Source organism: Klebsiella sp. (assembly GCF_027492335.1).
Classification (GTDB): Bacteria; Pseudomonadota; Gammaproteobacteria; order Enterobacterales; family Enterobacteriaceae; genus Klebsiella; species Klebsiella huaxiensis.
Genome location: NZ_JAPUEW010000027.1, coordinates 24039 through 46880, shown reverse-complemented (window position 1 = coordinate 46880; position 22842 = coordinate 24039). Strand labels below are relative to the sequence as shown.

At 54.1% G+C, this 22842-nt stretch carries 24 protein-coding genes and 1 pseudogene; 11 read left to right on the top strand and 14 right to left on the bottom strand.

Annotated features, from left to right (window positions below; translation table 11 throughout):
• Positions 1–52: 52 nt before the first annotated feature.
• The 5 genes and pseudogenes from QVF11_RS08805 to QVF11_RS08785 form a co-directional block, all read right to left on the bottom strand.
• Positions 53–358 (bottom strand): LPP leucine zipper domain-containing protein, encoded by a 306-nt coding sequence (locus tag QVF11_RS08805; RefSeq protein ID WP_287856384.1) that lies wholly within the window; start codon positions 356–358, stop codon positions 53–55.
• A pseudogene (locus QVF11_RS08800) lies at positions 309–771 on the bottom strand (HIT family protein). Before QVF11_RS08800 ends, QVF11_RS08805 begins: the two are co-directional and overlap by 50 nt.
• Positions 772–873: 102 nt before the next feature.
• Positions 874–1701, bottom strand: coding sequence for a 2,5-didehydrogluconate reductase DkgA (gene dkgA, locus QVF11_RS08795; protein WP_287856382.1), 828 nt, complete (start codon positions 1699–1701; stop codon positions 874–876).
• 132 nt (positions 1702–1833) lie between these two features.
• Positions 1834–2997 carry an alcohol dehydrogenase gene (gene yqhD, locus QVF11_RS08790; protein ID WP_112213730.1) on the bottom strand — a complete coding sequence of 388 codons (1164 nt, stop codon included), beginning with the start codon at positions 2995–2997 and terminating at the stop codon, positions 1834–1836.
• Positions 2990–3115 carry a hypothetical protein gene (locus QVF11_RS08785; protein WP_287856380.1) on the bottom strand — a complete coding sequence of 42 codons (126 nt, stop codon included), beginning with the start codon at positions 3113–3115 and terminating at the stop codon, positions 2990–2992. The genes yqhD and QVF11_RS08785 overlap by 8 nt, the downstream gene beginning before the upstream one ends.
• Positions 3116–3192: 77 nt before the next feature.
• Between QVF11_RS08785 and QVF11_RS08780 the strand changes: the two genes are divergently transcribed.
• Positions 3193–4092, top strand: coding sequence for an AraC family transcriptional regulator (locus QVF11_RS08780; RefSeq protein WP_287856378.1), 900 nt, complete (start codon positions 3193–3195; stop codon positions 4090–4092).
• A gap of 43 nt (positions 4093–4135) precedes the next feature.
• On the opposite strand, the gene yghB is transcribed toward QVF11_RS08780, so the two are convergent.
• Together yghB and metC are read right to left on the bottom strand one after the other, a co-directional pair.
• Positions 4136–4795 carry a DedA family general envelope maintenance protein YghB gene (gene yghB / locus QVF11_RS08775; RefSeq protein WP_112213732.1) on the bottom strand — a complete coding sequence of 220 codons (660 nt, stop codon included), beginning with the start codon at positions 4793–4795 and terminating at the stop codon, positions 4136–4138.
• Between the two features lie 132 nt (positions 4796–4927).
• Complete coding sequence (gene metC / locus QVF11_RS08770) at positions 4928–6115, bottom strand: cystathionine beta-lyase (protein ID WP_142514382.1); 1188 nt, start codon at positions 6113–6115, stop codon at positions 4928–4930.
• Positions 6116–6366: 251 nt separating this feature from the next.
• Between metC and exbB the strand changes: the two genes are divergently transcribed.
• From exbB to QVF11_RS08745, 5 genes are all read left to right on the top strand, one after another.
• A complete protein-coding gene (exbB, locus tag QVF11_RS08765) occupies positions 6367–7098 on the top strand; it encodes a tol-pal system-associated acyl-CoA thioesterase (protein WP_112213735.1) in 732 nt (243 codons plus the stop codon).
• Positions 7099–7104: 6 nt separating this feature from the next.
• The gene (gene exbD / locus QVF11_RS08760; RefSeq protein ID WP_112213736.1) at positions 7105–7530 is read left to right on the top strand and encodes a TonB system transport protein ExbD; all 426 of its coding nucleotides are present in this window, start codon (positions 7105–7107) and stop codon (positions 7528–7530) included.
• 148 nt (positions 7531–7678) lie between these two features.
• Entirely contained in the window at positions 7679–8173 is a 495-nt protein-coding gene (locus QVF11_RS08755; RefSeq protein ID WP_004105804.1) for a TIGR00645 family protein, read from the top strand.
• A 174-nt stretch (positions 8174–8347) separates the two neighbouring features.
• Positions 8348–9235 carry a YghX family hydrolase gene (gene yghX / locus QVF11_RS08750; RefSeq protein WP_287856371.1) on the top strand — a complete coding sequence of 296 codons (888 nt, stop codon included), beginning with the start codon at positions 8348–8350 and terminating at the stop codon, positions 9233–9235.
• Positions 9236–9314: 79 nt separating this feature from the next.
• Positions 9315–9602 (top strand): DUF2623 domain-containing protein, encoded by a 288-nt coding sequence (locus tag QVF11_RS08745; RefSeq protein WP_110273054.1) that lies wholly within the window; start codon positions 9315–9317, stop codon positions 9600–9602.
• A 35-nt stretch (positions 9603–9637) separates the two neighbouring features.
• Here the strand turns inward: QVF11_RS08745 and yghU are convergent, their stop codons facing one another.
• Together yghU and QVF11_RS08735 are read right to left on the bottom strand one after the other, a co-directional pair.
• Positions 9638–10504: a glutathione-dependent disulfide-bond oxidoreductase gene (gene yghU / locus QVF11_RS08740; RefSeq protein ID WP_112213738.1), complete on the bottom strand. Its 867-nt coding sequence runs from the start codon at positions 10502–10504 to the stop codon at positions 9638–9640.
• A gap of 72 nt (positions 10505–10576) precedes the next feature.
• The gene (locus QVF11_RS08735; protein WP_112213739.1) at positions 10577–11137 is read right to left on the bottom strand and encodes a DsbA family protein; all 561 of its coding nucleotides are present in this window, start codon (positions 11135–11137) and stop codon (positions 10577–10579) included.
• A 13-nt stretch (positions 11138–11150) separates the two neighbouring features.
• On the opposite strand from QVF11_RS08735, the gene QVF11_RS28625 reads away from it, so the two are divergent.
• From QVF11_RS28625 to QVF11_RS08720, 4 genes are all read left to right on the top strand, one after another.
• On the top strand, positions 11151–11267 hold the full coding sequence (locus QVF11_RS28625) for a hypothetical protein (protein ID WP_312845678.1): 117 nt from the start codon (positions 11151–11153) through the stop codon (positions 11265–11267).
• 76 nt (positions 11268–11343) lie between these two features.
• Positions 11344–13215, top strand: coding sequence for a bifunctional glutathionylspermidine amidase/synthase (gss, locus tag QVF11_RS08730; protein WP_110273057.1), 1872 nt, complete (start codon positions 11344–11346; stop codon positions 13213–13215).
• 146 nt (positions 13216–13361) lie between these two features.
• Positions 13362–14543, top strand: a complete 1182-nt coding sequence (locus tag QVF11_RS08725; RefSeq protein WP_110273058.1) for an aminotransferase-like domain-containing protein — start codon at positions 13362–13364, stop codon at positions 14541–14543.
• Between the two features lie 77 nt (positions 14544–14620).
• A complete protein-coding gene (locus tag QVF11_RS08720; protein ID WP_287856366.1) occupies positions 14621–15322 on the top strand; it encodes an alpha/beta fold hydrolase in 702 nt (233 codons plus the stop codon).
• A gap of 202 nt (positions 15323–15524) precedes the next feature.
• On the opposite strand, the gene QVF11_RS08715 is transcribed toward QVF11_RS08720, so the two are convergent.
• The 3 genes from QVF11_RS08715 to QVF11_RS08705 form a co-directional block, all read right to left on the bottom strand.
• The gene (locus tag QVF11_RS08715) at positions 15525–15713 is read right to left on the bottom strand and encodes a hypothetical protein (RefSeq protein WP_110273060.1); all 189 of its coding nucleotides are present in this window, start codon (positions 15711–15713) and stop codon (positions 15525–15527) included.
• Between the two features lie 272 nt (positions 15714–15985).
• The gene (locus QVF11_RS08710) at positions 15986–17809 is read right to left on the bottom strand and encodes a tyrosine-protein phosphatase (RefSeq protein ID WP_287856364.1); all 1824 of its coding nucleotides are present in this window, start codon (positions 17807–17809) and stop codon (positions 15986–15988) included.
• 352 nt (positions 17810–18161) lie between these two features.
• Positions 18162–18764, bottom strand: a complete 603-nt coding sequence (locus QVF11_RS08705) for a short chain dehydrogenase (protein ID WP_287856362.1) — start codon at positions 18762–18764, stop codon at positions 18162–18164.
• Positions 18765–19010: 246 nt separating this feature from the next.
• On the opposite strand from QVF11_RS08705, the gene QVF11_RS08700 reads away from it, so the two are divergent.
• Positions 19011–19892 carry a LysR family transcriptional regulator gene (locus QVF11_RS08700; RefSeq protein WP_287856360.1) on the top strand — a complete coding sequence of 294 codons (882 nt, stop codon included), beginning with the start codon at positions 19011–19013 and terminating at the stop codon, positions 19890–19892.
• Positions 19893–19925: 33 nt separating this feature from the next.
• On the opposite strand, the gene QVF11_RS08695 is transcribed toward QVF11_RS08700, so the two are convergent.
• Both QVF11_RS08695 and QVF11_RS08690 read right to left on the bottom strand, forming a co-directional pair.
• On the bottom strand, positions 19926–21071 hold the full coding sequence (locus tag QVF11_RS08695; protein WP_287856358.1) for a trans-sulfuration enzyme family protein: 1146 nt from the start codon (positions 21069–21071) through the stop codon (positions 19926–19928).
• 10 nt (positions 21072–21081) lie between these two features.
• Positions 21082–22452: a pyridoxal-phosphate dependent enzyme gene (locus QVF11_RS08690; RefSeq protein WP_287856356.1), complete on the bottom strand. Its 1371-nt coding sequence runs from the start codon at positions 22450–22452 to the stop codon at positions 21082–21084.
• Between the last annotated feature and the right edge of the window lie 390 nt (positions 22453–22842).

The following is a 22842-nucleotide window of genomic DNA, read 5'->3' as shown; positions in this document are numbered from 1 at the left end:
CCATACTCAGTAGTGCAAATGTACTGCTGGGTTTTTCCGGATTAATCGATGGCTAGCGTGGCGGGTGGGATAAAATCCCATCCGGCCAGCGCACTGCATCATTGAGACGTACAGCCACCTTTTCCACTTCAACCTTCGCGGCTGAAATTTCAGGGTGTAGGGCATTGATATCCTGTTGTAGCTGAGCGATTTTGCCGTTCAACGTTTGAATATCAGCGGTAAGCTGATCGAGTTTTTCAGTATTGGTGCACCCTGTCAGCAGAGTCATCGGCAGTATAAAAAACAACTTCCTGTTCATGCCGTTGATTCTATTCTGCTGTCTGGCGAATTTTGGTCGCCAGCGCTGACAGCTTTTCATCGTCCGCTCGTTCATGATCGTGGGAAGAGAGATAGCCTTCATATTGCTCAAAGAACTTGGTTTGACGCGACTCTATCGGCTGCCACTGAGTCATATCGCCAGTGCCATGCATTGGGCTGAGCTTACTGTGAATATGATCAACGCCAAATCCTTCAAAAAACATCCCGGTACGGCCCACGTCATCGAAGGTTTTATCCAGCAGCTTTGCTACTTTCTGAGTTGCCAGTACTAAATCGGCCAGCGCCTGCGGCGGCATATCGAAAGCGTAGCTGGGGTAATGTTTCTTCGGAATGACTACTGTAAAACCGTCGGTGTTGGGGAAAATAGAGAGAAAGGCGAGGTGGTGTTCATCTTCCCAGACTTTATGGCAGGGGGGCTTTACCCTCGGCAATTTGACAGAAAACACAATTCATCAGCACGACTCCATTTGTTTTGCAATGAGCATTGAATGTACGTGCTTTTCACCGTGGAACAAAGAACTGATGCTCCGCCAGGGTATGGCGGAGCAGGATTGATTACCCACCGAACTGATCCGGGTCTGGACCCAGACGTTTGTTCTGATCCAGTTTAGTGATTTCACTCAATTCATCTTTATCCAGACGGAAATCCCAGACGTTGAAGTTCTCGGCGATGCGCGACGGCGTCACCGATTTTGGAATCACCACCAGGCCGCTATCGAGGTGCCAGCGAATGACAATCTGCGCCGGTGTTTTGCCGTATTTATCTGCCAACTGGTGGATAATTTTCTGATTGAATACGCCTTCTCCGCCTTGAGCTAGCGGGCTCCAGGACTCGGTCTGGATTTTGTGCGTCGCATTCCAGGCGTGAAGCTGGCGCTGTTGCAACAAAGGGTGAAGTTCAATCTGGTTAATTACCGGTGCGACGCCGGTTTCATCAATCAGCTTTTGCAGATGATGAACCTGGAAATTACAGACGCCGATGCTTTTTGCCAGCCCCTGCTGCTGCAGTTCAATTAGGCTTTTCCAGGCGTCGACGAAGTGGTTGGTTGCCGGAACCGGCCAGTGAATTAAATATAAATCGACGTAGTCGAGTTTGAGTTTTTTAAGGCTTTCCTGCAGCGCTTGATGGGGCTGCTTTTGATCGTCATTCCACAGCTTGGTGGTGACGAACAGCTCATCTCTGTCGACGCCTGCGCTGCTTAACGCATTGCCTACGCCGGTTTCATTCTGGTACACGGCGGCGGTGTCAAACGAGCGATAACCGACTTCCAGCGCCTTATGAATGGCGGAGACGACTTCCTCGTTGCCTGCTTTCCACACGCCGAGTCCCAGCTGCGGCATCAGGTTGCCGTCGTGTAGTTTTATAACGGTTGGATGTGTCATGCCTTCCTCCTGTTAATGAACTCAGCGGAATAAATTCCGCTGAGGGGTAGCATTAAGTCTGGACGAAATAGCTAAAAACGGTAGTTAAACTCCTCTCCTTTGCGTGAGTTTACGCGCTGGAGAGGACGTTGATTAGCGTGCAGCCTCGTAAATACGGCGACTGACGTCCAGAGTAATATCCTGGTTTTCACCCAGTTGAGTCATACCGTGTTCTTCGAGTTTCGCCAGCAGCGCCGGGATGGAGCTGCCATCCAGACCGTAGTCGGAAAGGTGAGTCGGTACACCCATCTGTTCGAAGAAATTACGCGTTGCAGCGATGGCTGCATCGATACGCTGCTCTTCAGAACCTTCGGTGATATTCCAGACGCGAGCGGCGTACTGCAGCAGTTTGGCGCGTTTAGCATCGCGTTTTTCATTCCACAGGGCTGGCAGAACGATAGCCAGCGTTTGGGCGTGATCGAGCCCGTGCATCGCGGTCAGTTCGTGGCCCAGCATATGGGTCGCCCAGTCCTGCGGCACGCCAGCGCCGATCAGGCCGTTCAGTGCCTGGGTAGCGGCCCACATTATGTTGGCGCGTACGTCGTAGTTTTCCGGCTCTTTCAACGCTTTCGGACCATCTTCTACCAGCGTCAGCAGAATGCCTTCGGCGAAACGGTCCTGAATTTTACCATCAACCGGGTAAGTCACGTACTGCTCAACGGTATGGACAAATGCGTCAACCACGCCGTTGGCAACCTGGCGCGGCGGTAGAGTGTAGGTGTAAACCGGGTCAAGGATGGCGAATACCGGCTGAACGTGAGAAGACATAAATGCGCGTTTGTCACCAGTGGTTTTACGTGAAATCACCGCGCCTTTATTGGATTCGGAACCGGTCGCTGGCAGCGTCAGCACAGAGCCCATCGGGATGGCGCTGGCAACTTTGCTGCCGTAGGTTTCGAGGATTTCCCACGGATCGATGCTGGTATCATAGTGCGCTGCCGCAGCGATGAATTTGGTCCCGTCGAGAACGGAACCGCCGCCGACCGCCAGCAGGAAAGTGATCTTTTCATCACGCGCGATTTTCACCGCGTTCATCAGCGTTTCGTAGGATGGGTTTGGCTCGATACCGCCAAATTCCAGGACGTCAATGCCGCTTAGCGCGCTCAGAACCTGATCAAGCACGCCGGTTTTCTTCACGCTACCGCCGCCGTAGGTGACAAGCACGCGTGCATCCGCCGGGATTTGATCGCGCAGGTTTTCAATCGCGCCTTTGCCGAACAGAATGCGGGTTGGGGTATGTAGGTCGAAATTATTCATGGCTGGTGCCCTCAAATAGATAAACCGCCAGCAGAGACGATACCTCTGCCAGATGACGGATATTGTGGTCCCGTCGCCCGCTCCCCTCAATGCACATTCCTGCCGTTGTCTTGCCCATTTCTCCTTGGGGCTGGAGAAATGCTCCACAAGTGCGCACAATGCGGAAGTAGAAAATCGTTCGGAGAAGCACGAAAAATGAACCGCGCTGAGATATGTCAGCTATTAACGAGTAAGGTTAATCAGCTGAAATATAAAGAAGAAATGCTCATCGAGCTACTGCCAGATATTAGTTTGCTGTACGGCACGCAGCCGGGTGCGCGCACGCCGGTTATGTATCAACCGGGGATCGTATTTCTCTTTTCCGGGCATAAAATTGGCTACATTAATGAGCGCACTTTCCGCTATGACACCAACGAATATCTGCTGTTAACGGTACCGCTACCGTTCGAATGCGAAACCTTCGCTACCCCGGAGGTCCCGCTGGCGGGGATTCGACTTAATGTCGATATTCTTCAACTACAGGAGCTGCTGATGGATATCGGTGAAGATGAGCAGTTTCAGCCGTCAATGGCATCAAGCGGGATCAACTCGGCGGTGCTGTCCGAAGAGATTCTGTGCGCGGCGGAGCGCCTGCTGGACGTGATGGAGCGCCCGCTGGACGCGCGAATTCTGGGCAAACAGATTATCCGTGAAATCCTCTACCACGTGCTGACAGGCCCCTGTGGCGGAGCGCTGCTGGCGCTGGTCAGCCGGCAGACTCACTTTAGTCTGATTAGCCGCGTGCTGAAGCGTATTGAAAGCCAGTACACCGAAAACCTGAGTGTTGATCAGCTGGCGGCGGAAGCCAATATGAGCGTCTCGGCGTTCCACCATAACTTCAAATCGGTCACCAGCACCTCTCCGCTACAGTACCTGAAAACCTACCGCCTGCATAAAGCGCGCATGTTAATGATCCACGACGGCATGAAAGCCAGCGCAGCGGCGATGCGGGTAGGATATGAAAGCGCATCGCAATTCAGCCGCGAGTTTAAGCGTTACTTCGGTATTACGCCGGGGGAAGATGCGGCGCGAATCAGGACGATTCAGGGGATGTAATGAGGAGCTACAGGGCGGCAAAAAGGCCGCCCTGTATTGGGCATCAGGCGCTGCAGTATTTCTTTTTGATAACGACGATAACCGTTCCGAGCAGACCGGCAATCAGCAGCACAATAGGCAGGATCATCAGGCAGGTCATTACCTGATCTTCATGACGCTTAACGAAAGGAATCATGCTCAGCGCGTAGCCCAGACCGGTAACCACGCCAACCCACAGCAGCGCGCTCAGCCAGTTAAAGAACTGGAAGCGGCGGCTTGGTAGCCCGGAAATCCCCGCCATGGTGGGCAGCAGGGTGCGAACAAACGCCAGGAAACGCCCGGCAAGCAGCGCCAGCAGACCGTGCTTATCGAACATACAGGTCGCTCGCTGATGGTACTTGTGCGGCAGATGCCCAAGCCAGCGTTTAACCGTTACGGTATTACCCAACCAGCGCCCCTGAATATAGCTTAACCAGCAGCCGAGGCTGGCTGCCGTTGTCAAAATGGCAAGAGTTGGCACAAAGCCCATTACGCCTTTGGCAATCAGCGCACCTGCGAGCAGCAACAGGCTATCGCCCGGTAAGAATGAGGCGGGTAGCAGACCGTTTTCCAGAAACAGGGTTGCGAACATGACCAGATATACAACGCCCACAACGTGGGGGTTTGCCAATGCGGCAAAATCATGCTGCCACAGCGCGGCGACAATTTCTTGAATGACAACCATGGACTTTCCTAAGTGGTACCGTATTTTTTGTCTAGTGTACTCCTGAAGAGACCCGAGCACCTTGATCCCGGGCGCAACTAAAGCGGCCGCTTCTCTTAAAAACGTCCGCTATTGTTGCCACTCACTGTCACTTTACACGATACGCGCGAAGCCCGCCGCTAAATCATCCAGCAGATCGGTAACATTTTCTAACCCGATGTGCACACGGATCAGGGTACCGCTGAAATCGACTTCAGCATCCGGACGAATTTCGGCAATTTGCTCCGGCTGATTGGCTAAAATCAGCGATTCAAAGCCACCCCAGGAGTAGGCCATGCTGAACAAGCTGAAGTGGTCCAGATAGGCGGACAGCTCGGCGTCGGTCAGGCGCTTATTGAGGACAAAAGAGAACAGTCCGCTGCTACCGGTGAAATCGCGTTTCCAGAACTCATGGCCTTTACTGCCGGGCAGAGCTGGGTGATTGACGCGCGCCACCTGCGGGTGCTGAGCCAGCCATTCGGCAATCTGCAGGCTACTTTCATGATGCTGACGTAGACGTACGGCCAGGGTACGCAGACCGCGGCTGGTCATATAGGCGGTATCGGCATCCACCATTTGTCCCATCAGATAGGCATTTTCGCGAAGCTGCGCCCAACAGCGCTCATTGGCCACCGCGGTGCCGACCATTCCGTCGGAATGACCAATCAGGTATTTGGTTGCAGCCTGAATGGAGATATCGATGCCGAAGTCCAGCGCTTTAAACAGCACGCCCGCCGCCCAGGTGTTGTCGATCATAATAATCGCTTCGGGCGCGACGCTGCGTACCGCCGCGACGATAGCCGGAACATCATGGACTTCCATGGTGATGGAGCCTGGAGATTCCAGAAATACCACGCGGGTGTTGGGCTGCACCAGACAAGCAATATCTCCGCCGATCAATGGGTCGAACCAGCTGGTGGTGACGCCGAGTTTGGCGAGGATTTTAGTACAAAAATCCTGGGTCGGTTCGTACGCGGTGTTGGTCATCAGAACATGGTCGCCTTGCTCGACAAATGCCAGAATGGTATTGGCGACCGCCGCTGCGCCGCAGGGGAAGAGGGCGCAGCCGGCGCCGCCTTCCAGTTCGCACATGGCTTCCTGCAGAGAAAAGTGGGTCAGGGTACCGCGGCGGCCGTAGAACAGCTCGCCTTTGGCTCGGTTGCGGGTGGCGTGTTTTTTCGCTTCGACGGTGTCGAAAACCAGCGATGACGCGCGCTGAATCACGCTGTTTACCGAGCCTTGCGTGTATTTTTTGCTGCGGCCAGCGTGAACCAGCGCAGTATCAAGATGTTTATCAGCCATGTTCAGATAACCTATTTTTATACGTCTGGACGTCTAAACTAACATGAATACCCGTTTATGTACCGGGTCGTGGCGGATACAGGTAAAAATTTTATCAATGACGGGGTCAGCAACTTTTTTACTGCGTAAGCGCAAGGAAAATAAACGTGATTTGCTGCACAGTGTAAATACTAATGAGAACCACTATCAATTCGATGACGTTTTGATATTATTGTGCGCAGATTTTGTGATTTACGTCCTGGAGATACAGTGTGGGTAATAATTTGATGCAGGCGGATCTCTCCGTTTGGGGTATGTATCATCACGCCGATATTGTCGTTAAGGTGGTGATGATCGGCCTGATTCTGGCGTCGGTCGTGACATGGGCTATCTTTTTTGGCAAAGGTGCTGAGATCCTGTCCAGCAAGCGCCGCCTCAAGCGCGAGCAGCAGCTGGTTGCCGAAGCACGCTCTCTCGACCAGGCCAGCGATATTGCTAACGCTTTCCATGCTAAAAGCTTGACCTCGCAGCTGATCAACGAAGCGCAGAACGAGCTGGAGCTTTCCGCAGGCGTGGAAGATAACGAAGGCATTAAAGAACGTACCGGCTTCCGCCTTGAGCGTCGCGTAGCGCAGGTCGGTCGCTATATGGGACGTGGTAATGGCTATCTGGCGACTATCGGCGCAATCTCCCCGTTCGTCGGCCTGTTTGGCACCGTCTGGGGCATCATGAACAGCTTTATCGGTATTGCCCAGACGCAAACCACTAACCTGGCGGTTGTTGCTCCAGGCATCGCAGAAGCGCTGCTGGCGACGGCAATCGGCCTCTTCGCCGCGATTCCAGCTGTTGTCATCTACAACATTTTCGCCCGTATGATTGCCAGCTACAAAGCTTCCCTTGGCGATGTTGCAGCCCAGATATTGCTGCTGCAAAGCCGTGACCTCGACCTGAGCGCCAGCGGCGTTAAGTCGGTCCGTACCGCACAGAAATTACGCGTAGGTTGATGCTTTATGGCAATGCATTTTAACGAAAACCTCGATGATAACGGCGAAATGCATGACATCAACGTGACGCCGTTTATCGACGTCATGCTGGTGCTGCTGATCATCTTTATGGTGGCGGCTCCGCTCGCTACCGTAGACGTGAAGGTTAATCTCCCGGCGTCTTCCAGCCAGCCGCAGCCGCGTCCTGAAAAGCCTATTTATCTGTCGGTGAAAGCGGATAAAACCATGTTCCTCGGTAATGACCCGATCACTGAAGAGAGCATGATTACGTCGCTGGATGTTCTGACTGAAGGCAAGAAAGATACGACGGTCTTCTTCCGCGCGGATAAGACCGTGGATTACGAGACGATGATGAAAGTTATGGATACTTTGCATCAGGCGGGCTATCTGAAGATTGGTCTGGTGGGCGAAGAAACCGTAAAAGCGAAGTAACCCCCCTCTCTCCAACGCATCTCTCCAGGCTGGCCTTGTGCCAGCCTTTTTTACGCCCATCTGATAGTTGCTCTGTTGGTAAGCTGTTGCTATAACGTTGCTTTGTTGCGATATAATACCGTTCGTTTTTGTTAACTTACGGGATCTTATGGAACGCTTTCTGGAAAACGCTATGTATGCCTCGCGCTGGCTGCTGGCACCGGTTTATTTTGGCCTTTCGCTTGGGCTGATTGCGCTGACGATCAAATTTTTTCAGGAGATCTTCCACATACTGCCGCACATATTCAGCGTCAGTGAGTCGGATATGATTCTGACCCTGCTGTCGCTGGTGGATATGACTCTGGTGGGCGGTCTGCTGGTGATGGTAATGTTCTCCGGCTATGAAAATTTTGTCTCGCAACTAGATATCAACGAGGGCAAGGAGAAGCTCAGCTGGTTGGGTAAAATGGACGCGACCTCGCTGAAAAATAAGGTTGCAGCCTCCATTGTGGCTATCTCTTCCATTCACCTGCTGCGGGTGTTTATGGATGCGAAAAACGTCCCCGATAATAAGCTAATGTGGTACGTCATTATCCACCTGACGTTCGTGCTGTCGGCCTTTGTAATGGGCTATCTCGATCGTCTGACGAAAGTTAAACACTGAAGCTGACGGCATACCCGTTTTAGGCATTGTGCTTGCATTTCTGCCGGGTGGCGGCTTGCGCCTGACCCGGCCTACAAAATCTGTCGTTCCTTCTCTCTGTTTCTACTCTCCTCTACTGGCACATGGCAGAGCTTCTGCTTTGCTTAAAGGGCACTTAATAACGGAGGAAGGGTGATGACGCGACTGACGGCCAAAGATTTTCCCCAGCAGTTGCTGGAGTACTATGACTACTACGCCCATGGCAAAATCAGCAAACGCGAGTTTCTGCAGCTGGCGGGAAAATATGCCGTCGGCGGGATGACCGCGTTAGCGTTGTTTAATCTGCTGAAGCCAAACTACGCTCTGGCGGAGCAGGTGGCGTTTACCGACCCGGATATCCGTCCAGAATATATTCACTATCCCTCTCCTGATGGCCACGGCGAAGTACGGGCCTATCTGGTGATGCCGACGAAAATAGCTGACAAAGCGCCCGCAGTGGTAGTGGTGCATGAGAACCGAGGTCTGAATCCCTACATTGAAGATGTTGCCCGACGAGTGGCTAAAGCGGGCTATATTGCGCTGGCGCCGGATGGTCTGAGCTCCGTCGGCGGCTATCCCGGCAATGATGATGAAGGACGGGAGTTACAGCAGAAGGTCGATCCGGTGAAGCTGATGAACGATTTTTTCGCAGCGGTAGCGTTTATGGAGAAGCATCCTCAGGCAAAGGGAAAGGTCGGCATGACCGGTTTTTGCTACGGCGGCGGCGTCAGTAATGCGGCGGCGGTGGCGATCCCCGAGCTGGCCTGTGCGGTTCCCTTTTACGGTCGCCAGCCGCCGCTAAATGAGGTCGATAAAATTAAGGCCCCGCTGCTGCTGCACTATGCCGGTCTGGATAGCGGCATCAATGAAGGCTGGCCCGCCTATGAAAAGGCGCTAAAGGAACACAATAAGGTCTATGAGGCCTATATTTATCAGGGCGTTAACCACGGCTTTCATAATGACTCTACTCCGCGCTATGACCGGGCTGCCGCCGAGCTGGCCTGGCAGCGCACGCTGGCATGGTTCGAGAAGTATCTGCGCTAGCGAAATCGGCTGAAATAGCACTACCGCTCGCTCAAAAAATCGCTATATAATTTTATATATAACGATTGAGGGGAGTGCGATGGAAAACCATTTTGGTAAAGGCTTAATGGCGGGGCTTCAGGCATCCCATGCTGACACCGCCACGCATGCGGCAAATTTTTGCTCCGACTATAAACGCGGGTTTGTGCTCGGTTATTCACACCGCATGTTTGAAAAAACCGGCGACCGTCAGCTTAGCGCCTGGGAAGCGGGGATCCTTACCCGTCGCTATGGCCTGGACAGAGACATGGTGATGGACTTCTTCAAAGAGGGAAGTTCGTGCACGTCAATGCGCTACTTTATGGCGGGCTATCGGCTGGAAAGCTAAAAACCGGAGGCTGAAGCCCCCGGTGGGCAGGGGCGTTACGCCTGGCGTTTATCTTCAGTTTGCGTCTCGAAATCGCTGGCAGCATGGCGTTCGTGAAGCTGCTCATTGAGCGGGCCGAAGGTGCGGTTAACCATGCGTCCGCGCTGAACGGCGGGGCGATTGCCCACATCCTGCGCCCAGCGCAGTACGTTTTTATAGCTACCGGCATCAAGGAACTCGGCGGCGTTGTAAACATTCCCCAACACCACGTTGCCGTACCATGGCCAGATGGCCATATCGGCAATAGTGTACTCTTCCCCTGCAACAAAACGACCGCGGGCAAGCTGCTTGTCCAGCACATCAAGCTGGCGTTTAGCTTCCATCGTAAAGCGATCGATCGCGTATTCGATTTTTACCGGCGCATAGTTGAAGAAGTGGCCAAAGCCGCCCCCGAGGAACGGAGCCGCGCCCTGCAGCCAGAATAGCCAGTTAAGGGTTTCGGTGCGGCCTGCCGGATCTTTTGGCAGGAAGAAACCGAACTTCTCCGCCAGATAGAGCAGGATGCTGCCGGATTCAAAAACCCGGGTCGGCGGCGTGGTGGAGTGGTCGCTGAGCGCAGGGATTTTCGAGTTTGGGTTAACCTCGACAAAGCCGCTGGAGAACTGATCGCCTTCGCCGATGCGAATCAGCCAGGCGTCATACTCCGCGCCGCTGACGCCCAGCGCCAGCAGCTCTTCCAACATAATGGTCACCTTCTGACCGTTGGGCGTTCCCAGCGAATAGAGCTGAAGCGGATGCGCCCCCACCGGCAGCTCCTGGTCATGGGTTGCGCCGGAGACGGGACGGTTGATATTGGCGAATGCGCCGCCGTTGTTTTGCTTCCATTCCCACACTTTAGGTGGTTGGTAGTTATTCTCTGACATGCTGGCCTGCCTTTTTCATGAAGTGTTGAAATAGTGTAGCTGGCGCTGCAGCGCCGGAGCGTGAGAGCCTTACTAAGCCAGAATTCGCGCGGCCCATGCGCTGATATCATCGCCGCTGCCGAGATCCGCCTGCACCAGGCCGTTAACCATAAAGGTCGGCGACACGTGAATGCCGTTCTGGCGGGCGTATTTGCTATGCCATTTGATCTCGTTTTGCAGTTCCGGATGGGCAAAGGCGGCAGCCAGCGAGACGTGGCTATAGCGTTCGATTCGCTCAATAATTTGCTGCGGCGTGACGTTCATGTTTGGCCCGCTACAGTGGTCGGTAAACTCGAACTCCTCGCGGTGGTCAGCGACGGCTTTCAGCACCTTGTGCGCCTGCTCGCGACCGTGCGGCAGAGTGGATGCGGCGAGAATGCAGCGCACGATGACGCCGGAGAACAGATGCCACGGCTGAGACTGAAGACGAATTTTGATGGTGACGTTATCCGCGCCAACTTCATCCAGCAGGTCATCAAGTTTATTGAAGGCGCGCACCGAGTAAGGGCAGGTCGGTTCGAGGAAAACCTCAAAGGTGCGTGGGCCATGCCCCCAGACCAGCGGTTGGGCAGTCAGATGCGAAGGTGTGCTCATTGTCGACTCCTGATTGTTTTTTATCTCAAATAACGATATCACTTTTGCCTGGCGGCGCAGGCTTATTTTCCTTAAGGGCACGATTAGCGAATCGAATGAGTGGTATCATCATTTCACCTCTGTCTGGTAAGTGCCTGCGGCAGGATAAGAAGAGGGAGTTTTGTTTCGCCAACTGCCCGGGCTGCATTAATTTGAGGTCAGGCTAAATGAGCAAAGGTTCGACAAACAGTGACGCCCCGTTTGGTACACTTTTAGGCTACGCGCCGGGCGGCGTAGCGATTTATTCTTCTAATTACAGTAGCTTAAATCCGCAAGATTATCCGGATGACGCCACGTTCCGCAGTTATATCGGTAATGAGTATATGGGGCACAAATGGCAGTGCGTAGAGTTTGCGCGCCGCTTTCTGTTCCTCACCTACGGCTTTGTGTTCACCGATGTCGGCATGGCCTACGAAATCTTCTCTCTGCGTTTTCTGCGCGAAGTGGTCAACGACAATATTCTACCACTGCAGGCTTTTGCTAACGGCTCCCGCCGTCCGCCGATTGCCGGTTCTCTACTGATTTGGCAGAAGGGCGGCGAGTTTAAACACACCGGACACGTGGCGGTAATTACTCAACTGGTCGGGAATAAAGTCCGGATCGCCGAGCAAAACGTGATTCACGCGCCGCTGCCGCAGGGCCAGCAGTGGACCCGCGAGCTGACGCTGGAAGTGAAAAACGGCATCTACACGATTAAAGACACCTTTGCCGATACCGAAATCCTTGGCTGGATGATCCAAACCGCTGATACCGAGCACAGCCTGCCGCAGCCGGTTCTGCCGGGGGACGCGATGGCTATCAAAGGCGCGCGGTTGCCGAATAAAGGCCAGTTCCGCGGCAATTGGCTCAACGAGAAAGATTCGCTGCAAAAAGCCTACGTTGAAGCCAACGGCCACGTCATCAATAAAGACCCTTACCAGTATTTCACCATTAGCGAAAGCGCCGAGCAGGAGCTTATCAAGGCGACCAACGAGCTGCACCTGATGTACCTGCACGCCACTGATAAGGTGATGAAGGATGACAGCCTGTTGGCGCTATTCGATATTCCGAAAATCCTCTGGCCGCGCCTGCGCCTCTCGTGGCAACGCCGTCGGCATCATATGATCACTGGTCGTATGGATTTTTGTATGGATGAGCGCGGGCTGAAGGTCTATGAATACAACGCCGACTCCGCCTCCTGCCATACCGAAGGTGGCCTGATCCTCGAACAGTGGTTGAAACAGGGCTACTACGGCACCGGACACAACCCGGCGGAAAACCTGCTGGATGAGCTGGCCGGGGCGTGGAAGCACAGCCGGGCGCGCCCTTTCGTGCACATCATGCAGGACAAGGATTTGGAGGAGAACTATCACGCGCAGTTTATCCAGCGTTCGCTGACGCAGGCCGGTTTCGACAGCAAAATTCTGTACGGCCTTGATGAGCTGCACTGGGATGCCGCCGGGCAGCTTATTGATGCCGACGGTCGGCTGGTCAACTGCGTCTGGAAAACCTGGGCATGGGAAACTGCCATTGAGCAGGTGCGTGAAGTCAGCGCCGACGAGTATGCCGCCGTGCCGATTCGCACCGGGCACCCCAATAATGAAGTGCGTCTGATTGACGTTCTGCTGCGTCCTGAAGTCTTAGTGTTTGAACCGCTGTGGACGGTCATCCCCGGCAACAAGGCAATTCTGCCAGTGCTGTGGTCGCTGTTCCCGAACCATCGTTACCTGCTGGATACCGATTTTGTGGTCAACGAGCAGCTAGCGGAAACTGGCTATGCGGTTAAGCCAATCTCAGGGCGCTGTGGTAACAACATTGACTTGATTGGCCCGCAGGACGAAGTGCTGGATAAAACCAGCGGCCAGTTTTTCGACCGCAAGAATATTTACCAGCAACTGTGGTGCCTGCCGAAGGTGGATGGAAAATACATCCAGGTTTGCACCTTTACGGTCGGCGGTAACTATGGCGGTACCTGCCTGCGCGGCGATGATTCGCTGGTGGTGAAAAAAGAGAGCGATATTGAGCCGTTAATCGTGTTAAAAGACACAGACAGTCGTTAAATTTTATCCCGGATTGCGGCGCTGACCGCCTTATCCGGGCTACCAGGGTATGAATACTAAGCCCCCGGTGAGCGTAGCGCGGCTGGGGCATTATTGGTAAAAAATAGATAAAACATCACAACAACAAGACAGAAAAGGAAAATAGTATGCACGATCGGCGACTCGCCGCCCGCGCGGGTGAACTTAAACCCTCCGCCGTCCGCGAACTCCTCAAACACAGTAAACTGCCCGGCGTTATCTCTTTGGGCGGCGGCATTCCGGCCCCGGAGCTTTTCGATACCGAAGGCCTGAACCTGGCGGTACAGCAGGTGATGAATGGTCGCTTTAACGATGCGTTCCAGTACGGTTTGACTGAAGGCTACCCGCCGCTGCGTCAGGCAGTGAGCGAGCTGTGTCATGCGCGTGGCGTTGCCTGTCCGGCAAGCCATGTCTATATCACCTCCGGCTCACAACAGTCGCTGGATATGGTCGCTCGCACGTTACTCGATCCAGGCGATGCTGTCGTCGTTGAGCGCCCGACCTATCTGGCGGCGCTACAGGTCTTCCAGCTGGCGCAGGCCAATATTCTCAGCGTCGATACCGATGATGACGGCATGCTGGTTGAACAACTGGCTGACCTGCTGGAAACCACCCGCGTCAAAGCCGTTTACCTGGTGCCGACCTTCGGAAACCCCGGCGGGAAAACCCTGAGCGAAGCGCGCCGCCGCCGTGTGGTTGAACTGGCAAAGCAGCATGATTTCGTGATTATTGAAGACGATCCGTACGGTGAAATCAGCTTCACAGATGAAGTGTATCGCCCGCTGTATCAGTACGCGGTTGAGCTAGGCTGCGAAGATCAGGTGGTATATACCTCCACTTTCTCTAAGATCCTCGCGCCAGGTATGCGTATTGGCTGGATCGTGATGCCGGACTGGCTGGCCCAGCAGACGGTGATCGTCAAGCAAGCGGCGGATCTGCACACCAATATGCTGTCGCAGGTGATCACTACGGAATACCTGGGTATGAATCGTCTGGAAAATCAGATAGCCCTGATCCGCGAAGATTACCGCAAGAAGTGTGTGGCGCTGGCCGACGCGCTGGAATCACGTCTTGGAGAGCATCTTGAGTTCAGCCGACCAAAAGGCGGTATGTTCCTGTGGGCCCGCTTCCGCTATCCGTTCGATACCATGGAATGGATGAAGAAAACGCTGGAAAACGGCGTGGTCTATGTGCCTGGGGAAGCATTTTATAACGACAACCCGGATACCCGCACGCTGCGTCTGTCCTACTCTACGGTATCGGCAGACGGCCTGATGACCGCCGTTGAGCGTCTGGCGAAGTCACTGTAATCACCCAGCTTCGCGCCGCCTGGCGGCGCGGAGTTTCCTGCCTGATATTCCTCTTTTAAAAAACCGAGAGTAACTCAATGAATCGCGAAACATTACCCATTGTGTTGGTTCCTGGATTTATGCTGGATGAAACCCTGTGGGATGATTTTGTGGCTGCTTTTCCACAGGAGCGAACTTTTATTCGCGCCGGACTTAATCACGGCGACAGCATTAGTGTGATGGCGCGATACATCGTTGATGATCTACCCCCGCGTTTTATCCTCATTGGATTTTCGCTGGGTGGCTATGTCGCCCGCGCGATCGTCGAACAGTATCCGCAGGCGGTAGCCGGTCTGGTGCTGATAGCGACCTCGTTGCGTGAAGACAGCGCTGAGCAGCAAAAAATAAAACAGGCAGCCATTGCCGCGGTGTCGGCATCATCGTCGTTTAATGGAATCAGTCCTTCGGCGATTGCTGGAACCCTGCATCCGCAGCGGGCAGGAGATAAAACGCTGGTAGCAAAAATCAGGGCGATGGGTGCGAGACTCGGAGCGGAAGCTTTTCGCCATCAGGCTAGCCTTGTTCGTGGCCATCTCACCACGCAGCCCATTACCTGTCCAACGTTGGTGATTGCTGCCGCTCAGGATCCCTCTCGTTCATTGGATGAATTACAGGAATTACAGGCGAGTATTACAGGTGCTGAGCTTCAGATAATCGATGATTGTGGTCATATGCTGCCGCTGGAACAGCCTGCACAACTGGCGAAAGCGGTCAGTGAGTGGATCGAAGAGTGGGATTAACGATACTGTATTGAATCGCCCGCAGCAGATGACCACGGGCGAGAGAAACTCAGAGGAGGGATTCTGGCGGCTTATCGCCAGCCCTGGTTGTTAATCCTGGTCAGCAATGCGATCGTCAAGCCAGATCAGCATCAATGAGGAGAGAAAAGCAACAGCGACGGTACCAATAACTAACAACATAAGAAGAGCCTCAGGGGTTTTATTATTTTTGTGCTTTTACCGATGAGTGATTATTTCTGTCCGTGATGGTGACTTTAGTATCTTGTTGGGAGGTGGCGAGGGTGAAAAAATCATCAGCGTCAATGTCGAAATTTAGAACGATTTCCTTATATTTCCCACAGTTAATTAACTCTTTTGCTTCTTTCATACTACAGGCTGTAATTGTCGGCATCAGTTTCATCTCGTTTAAAAACTGAGAAGCAAAATAAGAGCTTGTCGATACCAGATCAACTACTTTTTATGGTAAGGGCAATCATAAGTCGGATTGATGATTGTAGCTGCCGATAGCCAATTGAAACATAATTTCTGTTTTACCTTTCCTGCCAGCGTTTCATTTTGCGGACGGCGTTCCAGCATGAGCCAATCTTCGGCGTCAAAAATTGACCTCTTTACAATTTTGTGGGGAATAGCAAGCCGCCAGAGACGACGGCTTGCTGTGGTTTTTTAAAAGGCGTACGCCACGCTTAAATTGCCGCTATAGCCGTGGCTGTCGCCGCCGCTGGCGACTTCGGCCTGGCCGCCCAGGTTCAGGCTCAGCGCGCCGCGCGTCACGCCAATGTTGGCACCTGCATTGAACATATCGCGGCTATTGAAGGCCGAGTTTTGTACCACCTCATATTGATAAACTTGCCCACGAGTGCGCACCGAGGGGCCGCTGAAACTGTGTTCATAGCCGACATTCACCGCAGGGGTAAAGGTCCAGTTGCCGCTGTTGTGTGGATTAAAGGCGAGGTTAATATTGGCAACGCCGCTGGCGTTATTTTCGCTGACGCGATCGACGTCGAGCGCCAGCTCGCTGCCGCTCTCGCGGAAGGCGTCCATTCGCAGATGGGTTAATCGGGTGCCGACTGAATACTCGACGCTGGCGAAATCGAGCGGGGTCACGTAGCCCAGGCGTAGCGTGCCGCCGAACAGTTGTCCGTGGGTATCGCCAGTGGCGGTACCCAATCCGCCGCTCATCTTACGGGTGCTGCTGTAGTCAATCCAACCGGCGTTAAGATCGGCTGCGGCAAAGAGACTGTGATTAAGATCCTCGAATGCATAGCGGCCACCGAAACCTAACAGTGTGGTATTAGCATCCGCGTCGGCGTTGGCGCTGCCCAGTGAACCCCAGCTATATCCCAGCGTGCCGTAGCCGCTAAACTGCGAGTTCACCCTCTGGGTATAGCCCAGCAGCGTACCAGTGGTGTGCTCATTGCTGCTGGCGGCGCGGGCGGAACCGTCGGTACCCAGATAACCGTTAAGTCCGGTTAACCACAGTTTTCCTTCGCCATCGCGCAGCTGGCGGCTGTCGATATTCGGTGTCAGCGCACGATCCAGACGTGAGCCGCTACGCAGCAGATAGCTGGCGGCATCCGCATGAATTTGTCCGCCAACCTGAGACTCCACTCCGCCAAGCGTTCCGGCATCAATGGCCGATTGCAGATAGTTGTTATAGTCGGTGTAACGGCCGGAAAGCTCACTGTTTTGTAGCGCGTTAAGCAGCGCTGCGCCCTGTGCCGCATTCCCCCGTAGCTCGCTCTGTCCCGGAAGCTGGCCATAATGGACCATTTTTCCGCGCAGCACGTAGAGAGTCTCCTGCGATAGCCCCAGCCCTTGCTTCAGATAGTTATCAACTGAACCATATTCACGGGTAATTTCGTCCAGCCCGGCCTGCAGATAGCTGGCATCAACGCCCAGCAGCGGCTCGTAAATTGCTGCCATGGCTGGCGGCATCATCGCCAGGGTTGCTTCAACACGCTGACGGGTATAATCGTTGGTGGCGAGGTAGTTTTCCATAATGGTTGCCTCGTCGACGCCGGCAATACTTAGCAGCATGGCGGCAGTCCAGCCGGTACGGTCTTTGCCTGCGGTGCAGTGGAACAGGGCGGCGCCGTCGGCGTTGGCCAGATCGTTAAACAGAGTGCTGAACTGCGCGCGCATCCCGGCATCGCTGACGAAGGAGACGTTGGTCTGCTGCATCATCGCTTTGGCTTCAGCGGCGCTGCTAAACGTTATCGAGGTAATGTTACTGCCTGAAGCGGCGTTGCCGATGATATCAATATTGGTATAGGTTGCCCCGTCGGGCATCACGTCCGGGCTGCTGGCGATTTCGCTGGCGGTACGTAAATCATAAACATCGCTGATGCCAAGCGTGCTGAGAGTAGCCTGGTCTGCGACGGATAACGCCAGCGCATTTGAACGATAAAAAACGCCTGTACGCATAGTACCGTCGTGGCTGGTGGTATAAATCGACGTGGTACCAGCAATATCACGAAAATTATCCATCGTGGCGAGCCTGGGAGTATTTATTGGTGCGGCGGATAAGACGCCGGAGACGGCAGCTGCGACCAGAGAGACAGTAACGGGAATATAGCGAATCAAAATAAGCCTCGATATTTATGGTTTGTAATTCGTTGTTTATTAAGGCTTGAGAATATAGGGTGAGATTGTGACGGAATTATTTCAAGATGGTTTTTTATGAGATAAACGAGGCGAAATTATATTAGGTTTATTTATGGAATATATTGTTTCTCTCACGTTAAGTCATATTAATCATTCGCCATATTAATCTTTAACATCCCGCTCGCGGCAGCAGGATGTTATTTTATTTTTTGCTCAGGCAGTCATTTTGCTCAGTTCAGTAGCCGACCTTATAGATTCGTCCGTTCTGAATGCCTTCCACGCTGCGGCGGTAGGCCTGAGCCACGCTGGCGGCAGGGACGCTCTCAAAACCGGGGAAGAAACCGTCGTAGGCTGCCGCCGATTCGGTCAATACGGTGGGGCTAATCAGGTTAATACGCATACCGCGCGGCAGTTCGCAGGCGGCGGCGCGAACGAACCCTTCCAGCCCGGCGTTCACGGTGGTGGCATTGACTCCCTGCGCGATGGGCTCGTGAGCGACTATCCCGCTAATCAGCGTAATGGAACCGCCGTCGTTGAGGTAATGCTGTCCGGTCAGCGCCAGACGAACCTGCCCCAATAACTTATCCTGCAAGCCCTGGTTGAAATCGTTATCGGTCATGGTTTCCAGAGGACCAAAGAACAGGTTGCCGGTGGCGGAAACAATCGCATCTATCCGGCCAATGTTTTCAAACAAACTCTGCACGCTCTCTTGCGAGGTGATATCAACCTGATAGTCGCCCTGAGTGCGGCCGACGCGAATAACTTCATGGCGCTGACTTAATTCTTGCGCAACGGCGCGGCCAACGGTACCGCTGGCACCAATAATGATGATTTTCATAGCAGACTCCTTAGAACCTATCTCATTAGGCTATTTTATTTGCTGGTTTGGCCCTGGGCAGTGCTCAAAATCCTCACGTACTACGTGTACGCTCCGGTTTTTCCGCGCTGTCCGTGTCCAAACCACCGGCAACAATTACGCCTACTGGGATAGGCTCTTTACTGTGGTGAGCCTCTATTCTTTAATAAAACAGATATCGGATAAACTGACGAAAAGTTAGATGATTGCTAACCAGGAGTTTGTAATATGGATAAGCTGCGGGCGATGGAGATCTTTATTGCGGTGGTGGAGTGCGGAAGCTTTACCGGCGCCGCATCGCACCTTGAGATGTCGGCGGTCATGGTGGGTAAATACATCGCGCTGACTGAGCGCCAGCTAAATACCCGTCTGCTGGAGCGCAACACTCGTCGTCAGAGCCTGACCGATGCCGGGCGAGTCTATTTTGAAGAGGCGAAACGCGTACTTGAGCAGGTTTCGATTGCCGAAAGCTCGGTGGAGAGGCTGCGGGTAGCACCAGCGGGCACGCTGCGGGTGAGCGCGCCGACGTCGTTTGGTGCCTGCGTTATCGCCCCGCTGACAGCCACCTTTCTACAAGCCTGGCCCGACGTGCGTGTAGAGTTGGATCTGACTAATCGCATGGTCGATCTGGTGGATGAGGGCGTCGATCTGGCGATCCGCATCGGTGAGATCCATAACGACGATCTGGTGGCAAAATATCTCGCGCCTTACCGGATGACGATCTGCGCCGCGCCCGACTATTTAGCCCGTCACGGTACGCCGAATACGCCTGCCGATCTGGCCTCTCATCTCTGTTTGTCGCATACGGTGTGGACCGCGCGCAACGAGTGGAAATTACCGGGAGCTGAGGAGGGGATCCGCTGGAAGCGCGACGCAATTCTGCGCTGCAATGATGGTTATGCCCTGCGAATGGCGGCGATTGCCGGAGCCGGGTTGCTGCTCCAGCCGGAAGTGTTGCTGGCCGACGCGCTGGAGTGCGGCAAGCTGGTTCGTGTGATGGAGGATTATACGCCGCAGCCAAGACCGATTCATTTACTCTGGCGGCAAGACTTGCGCCCGCTGCCGAAGCTAACGCGTTTTGTTGAGCATCTTCTGCAGGGGCAGCAGTAGAACAGCGGCCCGCCTTTGCGGCGGGCAATCTGTTTAATCGCGTAGCGCATAACGCCAGTCGGCGATCAGATCCTGCGGATCTTCAATTCCTACCGACAGACGAATCAGCTGCGGAGTAATGCCGTTGGCTAAGCGCTGCTCCAGCGGAATTGATGCATGCGTCATGCTGAACGGCTGGCTCACCAGGCTTTCCACGCCGCCGAGGCTCTCCGCGAGGGTAAACAGCTTCAGCTTGCGGATGATCCGTTCGGCATAGCCGTCGTCGCCTTTGACCACCACGGAGATCATCCCGCCGGGAAGCGCCATCTGCTTGCGCGCCAGTTGATGATGCGGATGCGAGGCCAGCCATGGGAACCACACCTTTTCGACCTGCGGCTGCTGCTCCAGCCACTCGGCGAGCAATAGCGCGTTGCTACTGTGGCGCTCCATACGCAGGGCCAGGGTACGAATACCCCGCAGCGTCAGGAAACTGCTGAACGGGTCAAGCACGCCGCCCACCGCGTTTTGCAGATAGCCCAGCTTTTCCGCCAGCGCGGAGTTATCACCGACGACCGCCAGCCCGGCGACCACATCAGAGTGGCCGTTAAGATATTTGGTCGCCGAGTGCACCACGATATCGAAGCCCAGCTCCAGCGGACGATGGATAACCGGTGAAGCAAAGGTGTTGTCGGTGACGCTGATAATATTGTGCCGCCGCGCAATGGCGGCAATGGCGCTGAGGTCGGCAAGCTTAAGCAGCGGATTAGTCGGCGTTTCGACCCAAATCATCCGCGTGTCGGGCTGAATGGCCGCTTCAATGCCCGCCAGATCGTCCGGCTTCACCCAGCTCACCCGCAGACCGGCACTACGGCGACGAACGTTTTCGATAAGACGATAAGTCCCGCCATAAACATCGTCAACGGCGACCAGGTGGCTGTCCTTATCGAGCAGTTCAAGTACGGTAGAGATTGCTGCGAGTCCGGATGCAAAGGCGAAGCCTCGCGTACCGCTTTCCAGGTCAGCAATGGCCGTCTCCAGCGCGTGGCGGGTCGGGTTACCGCTGCGCGAATATTCGTAACCGGTATGCTGGCCCGGCGCGGGCTGGGCAAAGGTGGAGGTGGCGTAGATGGGCGGCATCACCGCGCCGTGTTCATCGGTAAAGGAGCCGCTATGTACGCTCAGGGTATGCAAATTGGTCATTGTTAAATCCTTAATGTTCGAGTCGGTTACGCCAGGTGGTCAGCACATCGCTGCGGGTAATAAGGCCAAGAAAACGATCGTTGTCGGCGATAACGGCCACCAGGCCGCGATCGAAAATGGCTTTCAGCGCGCTTTCCGGCGCGTGTTTATCCAGGGTTTCCACGTTGCGGGTCATCGCTTCCCTGACCGGCAGGGAAAAGCGCTGGCTGTCGCCCTGAACATGGCTAATCAGATCCCATTCGTCGACGATGCCGACCACACGGCCGTTTTCCAGCACCGGCAACTGCGAGATATCGTAAAGGCGCATACGGGCGAGGATCGCGGCCAGCGTGTCGTCCGGCGCGGCGGTGACGGTGGCCCCTTCATCGTGGCGCAGGGCGATAAAGTCACTGAGATCGCCGCGCGAAGGGCGGCTTAAAAAGCCCTGCTGGCGCATCCAGTCATCGTTAAACATTTTTGATAGATATTTGTTGCCGCTGTCGCAGGCGAAGGTCACCACACGTTTGGCGGAAGTTTGCGCCTGACAGTAACGCAGGGCGGCATTAAGCAAAGTGCCGGTTGAAGAACCCGCCAGAATGCCTTCAACCTGCAACAGCTCGCGGGCGGTGGCGAACGCCTCGCTATCGGTGACGCGGTAAGCATTTTTGACTCCTTCAAGGTGGGCCAGCGGCGGAATAAAGTCTTCGCCGATCCCCTCAACCAGCCAGGATCCCGTTTCGCCGTAGCGCCCGGTTTCGACCTGGTCCGCCAGAATGGAACCCGTCGGATCCGCCAGGATAAATTCTGTTTTAGGCGAATGTTCAGCAAACCAGGCCTGTAGCCCGCCGAGAGTCCCGCCGGAGCCGACGCCAACGACGATAGCGTCAATATTGCCCTCCAGTTGCTGAAAGATTTCCGGGGCGGTGGTAGTGGTATGGGCCAGCGGATTGGCCTCGTTATTAAACTGGTCGATATAAAAAGCCCCGGGTGTTTCGCCAGCAAGGCGGCGGGCGTAGTCCTGATAGTAGGCTGGGTGGCCTTTGTTGACGTCTGAGCGGGTAAGCAATACTTGCGCCCCCAGAGCACGCAGGTGGAATATTTTCTCGCGGCTCATTTTGTCCGGCACCACCAGAATCAGGCGGTAATTTTTCTGCGCCGCAATCAGCGCCAGCCCCAGGCCGGTATTCCCGGCGGTGGCTTCAATAATCGTGCCGCCGGGTTTTAATTTCCCCAGTCGTTCGGCTTCATTGATCATCGACAGCGCCACGCGATCTTTAATTGACCCGCCGGGGTTTTGATTTTCCAGTTTTAAAAACAGGCTACAGGGGCCGCTATCCAATTTATGCAACTGGAGCAGGGGGGTGTGACCAATAAGGTCGCTAACAGAATGAAAAACTGACATAACATTTTACCCATTCGTATCGAGATGATTTGAATGGTAGGGCTGCAAAATTGGCATTTTAAAGAATTTTTGTCTGCTGCTAAGAGCAAAAAAGAATATAAGATGCTTTTTAGCCGTCCGGAGGGAAAGGCTGTTAGCCGCCTGGGCATGTCGATTTCCAGAATAGGGCTTTTTTGACGTTTTTTTCACCGAATTATGGTTTTTACCCGCTGCTTTATGTTTATTTCAGCAAAGTATAGCCGAAAATAATCGATGGTTTTTCTTGTTATTGTAAATAACGAATCTGGTTATGGATTGCCAGTATTGATATATGCCGATGGGGTTATACGCATGATAAGCTCCATTTATAAGCTGAACCCCATTAAGCGTTTGGCAATAAAGAAAGATGAC